General features: G+C 71.4%; 3 protein-coding genes and 1 pseudogene. All 4 read left to right on the top strand.

The window, feature by feature from the left end; all coding sequences use genetic code 11:
- The coding region (locus ON31_RS29695) for an AMP-binding enzyme (protein WP_039818415.1) at window positions 1-214 on the top strand (214 nt) is incomplete at its 5' end.
- A 94-nt stretch (window positions 215-308) separates the two neighbouring features.
- Window positions 309-1,397, top strand: a complete 1,089-nt coding sequence (locus ON31_RS29690) for an ATP-binding protein (RefSeq protein WP_244961279.1) — start codon at window positions 309-311, stop codon at window positions 1,395-1,397.
- Between the two features lie 5 nt (window positions 1,398-1,402).
- Entirely contained in the window at window positions 1,403-3,748 is a 2,346-nt protein-coding gene (locus tag ON31_RS29685; RefSeq protein ID WP_039818412.1) for a DUF5682 family protein, read from the top strand.
- Window positions 3,741-3,948 (top strand): annotated as a pseudogene (locus tag ON31_RS29680) (hypothetical protein); the annotation flags it as partial. The gene ON31_RS29685 and the pseudogene ON31_RS29680, both read left to right, overlap by 8 nt.

Genomic DNA, 3,948 nt, shown 5'->3' with positions numbered 1-3,948 from the left:
CGCCGATCTGGTCACCGAACTCAAAGCGACCGTGTCCCTGGAGATCTCGCCCATCGCCAAACCTCGCGAGATCCACATCGTGCCCGAGCTGCCCAAGACCCGCTCCGGCAAGATCATGCGCCGGCTGCTGCGCGATGTCGCCGAGGGCCGCGAACTCGGCGACACCTCCACCCTGGTGGACCCCACCGTGTTCGAGGCGATCGCACGCCGGTGATCGCCGGATCGGTCGGCCCGGTTGCGATGAGGGGACCGGGCCGACCGATCGCATCCGAACGAACGTGTCACCGAGCCGCGTTAGTGTGCGTGCCGTGACCACCGGTTCCACCCAGCATCTACAACGCCCGGCCGCGGAACTCCGCTGGGCCGACGACCTGACCCGGCTACGCGAACAGGACACCGCGCCGCGGCCACCGGGCTGGCAGTTGAGCGTCGACGCCGCCAAGCGGTTCATCGTGGGCGACCCGACACTCGGCATCGCCCGCAAGTTCGTCGGCGACGCCTCCCTGGTGGACCGGGCGCTGGTCTCCCTCGCCACCACCCGCGGACTGTTGCTCACCGGCGAGCCAGGAACCGCCAAATCGCTGCTCTCGGAACTACTTTCGGCCGCCATCTCGGGTGATTCCACACTCACCGTCCAGGGCGGCGCGGCCACCACCGAGGACCAGATTCGCTACGGATGGAACTACGCGCTGCTCGTCTCCGAGGGTCCGTCCGAGCGGTCCCTGGTGCCCGCGCCCATGCTGCGCGGCATGCGGGAGGGCAAGATCGTGCGCTTCGAGGAGATCACCCGCTGCCCCCTGGAGGTGCAGGACTCGATGCTGTCGCTGCTGTCCGATCGGGTGCTGGCGGTGCCGGAACTCGGCGAGATGGTGTACGCGGTCGCGGGATTCAATGTGATCGCCACCGCCAATACCCGCGACCGCGGCGTCAATGAGATGAGCGCCGCGCTGAAACGGCGGTTCAATTTCGAAACCGTCTTCCCCATCACCGATTTCGACGCCGAACTGGCGCTGGTGGAGGCGGAGGCGCAAGCGCTGCTGCACCGTTCCGGCGTACCGCAGGCCCCACCGCGCGACGTACTCGCGGTGCTGGTCACCACCTTCCGGGAACTGCGCCGCGGCGCGACCGATGCCGGTGACGCCCTGGACCGCATGTCCGCGGTCATGAGTACCGCCGAGGCGGTGTCGGTGGCCCATGCCGTCGGCCTGCGCGGCTGGTTCCTGCGCGGTGAGGCCGGAGACGCCGCCGATATCGTGCACTGCCTGGCCGGAACCGCGGCCAAGGACGACCCGGACGACCTGGCCCGGCTGCGCCGCTATCTGGAGCAGCAGCCCCCACGCAAATCCGGAAAGGCGTGGAAGTCCCTGCACGACGCGCGATTCCAGCTACCGGGCTGAGCCGGATGACGGGGGATGCGGCGCGGGTCACCTTCATCGGTGTGCGTCACCACAGTCCGGCCTGCGCGCGGCTGGTGCGCGACACCGTGCGCGCCCTGCGCCCGGCGTATGTGCTCATCGAGGGGCCGGTCGATATGAACGACCGACTCGACGAACTGCTGCTCGGGCACCAACTGCCCATCGCGGTGTTCTCCAGCTACCGGGACCGGACCACCCGGCACATGTCCTGGGCTCCGCTGTGCGACTACTCCCCCGAGTGGGTGGCGCTCACCGAGGGTCGGGCCGCCGGGTCCGTGGTGCGGTTCATCGATCTGCCCGCCTGGCACAGCGCCTTCGCCGACACCGAGAACCGGTACGCCGACGCCGAACGCCGCTACGACCACGCGGTGACGCGGCTGTGCCGGGAGTTCGCGGTGGACAATATCGACACGCTGTGGGATCACCTCGTCGAAATCGGGGACGACGCCACCCTCGCCGAACGGTTGGCCGCGTACTTCGATCTGGTGCGGGGCGACGACGAGGCGGGCGCGGGCGACGTGCAGCGCGAGGAGTACATGGCCCGCTGGATCCACGCCGCCGTGGACGCCGCGAACCGCGCGGCCGGAACGCGACCCGCACCCATCGTGGTGGTCACCGGCGGTTTCCACCGGCCCGCACTCGTGCGCCGCCTGGACGAGCACCTGCTTTCCGCGCGCACCGCTCCATCCGACTCTCCCTGGCCGCACGTACCACCCTTTCCCGGGGATGGTGTCGGCGGCAGTTATCTGGTGCCCTACAGCTTTCGCCGACTGGACGCCTTCGACGGCTACCAGTCCGGCATGCCGTCGCCGGAGTACTACCAGCGGCTCTGGGAAGACGGGCCGGAACAGGCCGCCGAGGGCATCACCCGCGCCGTGGTGCGGCGGCTGCGGGAGCGGGGCCAGCCGGTGTCGACCGCCGCCCTGATCGGCGCGCGCACCCTCACCGGCGGTCTGAGCCGCCTGCGCGGACACCGATCGCCGTCGCGCACGGATGTTCTCGACGGCCTCGCCGGGGCGCTGGTCACCGAGGCGCTCGACCGCCCGCTGCCGTGGACCGGTCGCGGACAGCTGCGTCCGGGCACCGATCCGGTGGTGGTCGAGATGGTGGCCGCACTGTCGGGTTCCCGGACCGGGCGGCTGCACCGGGACACCCCGCATCCGCCCCTCGTGCACGACGCCGACAGCGAACTCGCCCGCCACGGCATACCCGAGCGGGGCGAGCACGAACTCGATCTCGCCACCGACTCCGGCCTCGCGGCCAGCCGAGTGCTGCACCGGCTGCGCGTACTCGACATTCCCGGGTACCGGCGTACGAGCGGGCCACTGGTCGGGCGGCCGCCGGACCCGCGCGAGGTGTGGCGCGTCACCGCATCACCGCTGCGGCTGCCGATGCTCATCGAAGCCGGTTCGCTCGGCGCGACCTGCGCCGAGGCCGCCGCCACCCGGCTGGGCGAACGGTTCGACGCGGCCGGGTCCGATACCGGCGGCCTCGCCGAGGTGCTGTTCGACGCCACCCTGTGCGGGCTCGCGGAACTCGGCGACACGGTGGTGGACCGTATCCGCGGCCTCATCGAATCCGCCGGTGACACCGCCGGTCTCGGACAGCTGCTGGCGGTCACGCTGAGCCTGTGGCGGCACGACCGGATCTTCGGCACCGCGCACTCCCCCACTCTGGCCGCGCTCATCGACGCCGCCGTGCTGCGACTGCTGTGGCTGATCGAGGCGATACGGGGCGGTCCGGCACCCGCTGACGACCGAATGCTGCACGCCCTCATCGCCATTCGTGACACCACCCAGCACGCACCGACCGTGCTGAGCGTCGACCGCGCGGATATCGTCGGGGTCTTCCGGCGCGGTGCCGCACCCGATCGGCCGCCCGCACTGCGCGGCGCGGCGGTCGGCCTGGTCGCGGCGCTGGCACCGGACGAAACCCTCGACCTGGCGCGGGCCGTCCGGCTGGCCGGGCAGCCGGAAGTCCTGGGCGACTTCCTGGCCGGGCTGTTCGCACTGGCCCGCGAACAACTCCTCGACACCGACGCACCGCTGCTCGCGGTTCTCGACGAACTCGTCGACCGATTCGCACCGCCCGACTTCCTCACCGCTCTGCCCGCACTGCGCCTGGCCTTCGCCTGGTTCCCGCCCCGCGAACGCGCCCGCATCGCCACCCGGCTGCTGGCGGCACGGGGCGCGGACGCGGCCCCGGCGACGCTGCTGCGCCTCGACGCCGATGCGGGACTGCTGGCGCGAGCGCGGGCGCTGGAGGCGCGGGTGGACGAACTGCTGACCGAGCACGCACTGCTCGCGAATCCGCTGGGGAGCGGCCATGACTGAACTCGATCCGACACTGGAACGCTGGCGGCTCATTCTGGGCGAGGCGGCGTCGGGTCTCGTCCGCGATGCCGCGCTCAGCGCCGCGGCCGCCGGCCAGGACGCGGCGCTGGCCTGGCTCTACGACCGCGACGAGGAACTCGATCGGCGCGGTATCCGTCGACAGGGCGGTGACGGCCCCGCCATCGTGCACGCCGTGGACT

It is taken from the genome of Nocardia otitidiscaviarum NBRC 14405, assembly GCF_000308635.1.
GTDB classification, from domain to species: domain Bacteria; phylum Actinomycetota; class Actinomycetes; order Mycobacteriales; family Mycobacteriaceae; genus Nocardia; species Nocardia otitidiscaviarum.
The sequence above is the reverse complement of the archived record's forward strand: the minus strand, read 5'-3'. Positions and strand labels throughout refer to the sequence as shown.

What these genes read in the sequence shown, in the direction of transcription:
- ON31_RS29685 (WP_039818412.1), top strand. Translation starts at nt 1,403, where the DNA reads ATGACGGGGGATGCGGCGCGGGTCACCTTCATCGGTGTGCGTCACCAC.